Source organism: Flavobacterium macrobrachii, assembly GCF_014486675.1.
In the GTDB taxonomy this organism is placed as follows: Bacteria; Bacteroidota; Bacteroidia; order Flavobacteriales; family Flavobacteriaceae; genus Flavobacterium; species Flavobacterium macrobrachii.
Map to the genome: position 1 here is coordinate 1 of NZ_JACTAC010000127.1, position 2,845 is coordinate 2,845.

Genomic DNA, 2,845 nt, shown 5'->3' on the forward strand with positions numbered 1-2,845 from the left:
ATTGTAGGCTGCCCTTTTTTACAGTTTGAAAGTTACCTTTTTTATTTCGTTTGTCTTATTGAGTAATTCAGATTTTAGTGTTTCAACTTGCTCGTATTTTTTTGAGATTTCCTTTTGAATGTTAATGTCAAAAACCCCTTTTTTTGAAACAGGAATATTTATATTAAGCGGATAGACTTTGTTTGGTGTTGCTTTGTTTTCCCAATTAAAATTTTTCTCAATCAATAATTTTTGTATTTCAAAATATAAAAAATTGTAATCTAATAAATCTTTATATTTTGGTAAAATTCTGATAATTGCACAATCACCGTTCATACTAAATTTATGCTGTTTTCTTTTAAATACTTTACCTGCGTGAACACCATTAGTTGTGTATGTTAAACATTCTTCATCGTATTCAAATGAATTAGTATAACCCATTATTCCTTCTCCTTCTGTTTTTGAAGAATAAACAGGAAAATCACCTTTATTAGATGAAATATAACTTTTTGTGTACTTTGAATTTCCTCTTTGCATTTCTACAATTTCAGATAGTTTGACACTTTTATATTTAACAACTTCTTTTATATCAAATTTAAAAGCTTCTAATTCTGAAATTTCAGACATTAAAAAATCTTGTAACTGTTTAAATTCATTAATTAGTTCTGGTAAATCATAGACTTTATCTTCTTCTGAAATACCTAATTTTATTTTTTCCTCTTTTGTCCACCAATCGTCAACTAACCAATTTGTGTTAATGTTTTCAACAAATTTATTAAATTCTTGAACTTTGCATCTTTTATCTTTAGTTTTAAAAAAACTTTTAGCACCTTTAAATTGATTGAATAGATTAGAAGCCTCATCTAACTCATTATTTTCAGTATCAAAACGATAAACATCTAATGTTTCTCCAATATCACTAACTAAATATGTAAAAACAGGTTCAGTTTGCGAAACAGATTTATCAGTTTTCTTTGTAATACCTAAAATGTATGTTTTTTGTGGTGTTGAAAAAAATGTATTTTTTGGTAAAGAAATTAAACAATCAATAAAGCATTCGTCTATTAAAAACTTTCTTAATTTATTATCGTTTGCTCTTTTTAGAGAGCCATCAGGAACAATAATAAATGCTTTACCGCCTAATTTTAAAGAACGAATAATCCATTCCATAAAAAGTCCTTCAACTCCTGTAGCATTTACTTTGTAATGAGTAGTTAAACCACTCTTTACAATTTCTTCTTTTAGGTTGCTACTACCGCTTGTTACATATGGCGGATTTGTTAATACCAAATCATACTCTTCAACTATATTTTCAGATAATGTACCTAATATTGAATTTGTTTTTAATAAAAACGTTTCATTAAATACATCTGAAAATTGTTCAGTTATTAATGAGTAATCTTTTACAAGGTCTGACAAATAAATAAGCATATTGGCTTTAGCCAATATGATTGTTTTTTGTTCATCTTTGTCAAAACCTTTATCAAAACCTACAAGTTTTATTAGTGGTTTTAGTTTATTATTTTCAACTTTATAAAATCTTTTTATATCAAGTAAAATAGGTTCAAGCAAGAATTTCCCAACTCCACAAGCTGGGTCACAAATTGTCATACCTTCTTTTATTTCTACCATTTTAGAAACAGCACGAACTACTTTAAGTGGTGTGAAAAATTGCCCCCAATTTTTTTTGCTAATACTTTCTTTTAAGAAACTTTCAAAAATTTTACTTTTAAAATCGTGATGTATATTCTGTAACCTTCCTTCGTTTTGAAATTTTTCAAGAATTTTTTTAAAAACCGCACTATATCCTTCAACTGCTTTTTCATCTTTGCTGACAAATATTGTTCCGTTTATAATGGTTGTTTTGTCTTTTTCATTCATAGGAAAAAGTTGTTTTATCTTTTTCCTAATAGTATTTGCGTAAAACTCTAATACATCTTCAGATGTATTAGTTTCATATTGTTTTATTAAATTATCAAAATTATAAATACCTGTTAATACATTTAAATCACTTAAATATTTAAAAATAAATAACTCTACAAAAGTATATAGACAATTTTCTGGAGTTGCACCACTAACAGACCAAATGTCTTGCCATACCTGTTTTGCAAGTGGAGAAGGATCTTTAAGTTTTGGTAATGTAAGTTGTGAATTAGTTTCGTCGCAACTCTCTAAAATTTTCTCTATAATTTTTGGAATATTTTCATCTGATTTTTTGAAATTATAAATTAAATTATTTCCATTCTCATCTTTAATCAAATCACCATTTAAAGAATTAATCCAAATAGTTTCTTTAGTGTCTGTAACAATTAAAATTTCAGCTTTTAGTTTTTGCGAAACTTCTATTCCTTGTTGTATTGCTTTTTTCTTTTTTGCTTCTGTATTAAATTCAGAAGGTCTTTTATTTTCTAGTACAGCAACAACATTTTTTTTAAAAACAATAATCCCGTCAGGTTTTCTCCTTTCAAATTCTTTATAATCCAAACTAGGAATTATTTTGTTTTCTTTGAGTGACTTAAGAGTAGTCGCACCAATATTATAGAAATCCCATTTTCCTATTTTTTCAGGTTTTTCTATTAAATCTCTTTGATGCAATTCTTCACTCATTTTTTTTAAATTTATAATTAATTACAAAATAAACGTTTTTTTGTGTAGAAGCAAAATATTTTTAGATAAAGGATTTAAAAACAAGTATTTTTTTGGTAAATTTGTTTTTTAACGAGTTCGGCAATAGGGTTGCCTACAACGGTTTGCAGCTTGGCGAAGTGGCGGAAATCGAAGCACAAATGTTCAGTTTTGCACAAAAGTTCAATCGAAAAACTGAACTTGAATTTAGCACTGAACCCGCCATTTTGCCAAACTGCTG

General features: G+C 27.1%; 2 protein-coding genes. Both read right to left on the bottom strand.

Annotation, left to right across the window (positions count from 1 at the left end):
• Positions 1-18: 18 nt before the first annotated feature.
• Complete coding sequence (locus IAI56_RS15415; RefSeq protein WP_187658707.1) at positions 19-2,586, bottom strand: N-6 DNA methylase; 2,568 nt, start codon at positions 2,584-2,586, stop codon at positions 19-21.
• Between the two features lie 74 nt (positions 2,587-2,660).
• Positions 2,661-2,845, bottom strand: a 185-nt coding sequence (locus IAI56_RS16160) for a hypothetical protein (RefSeq protein WP_222941032.1), incomplete at its 5' end; no start/stop codon positions are given.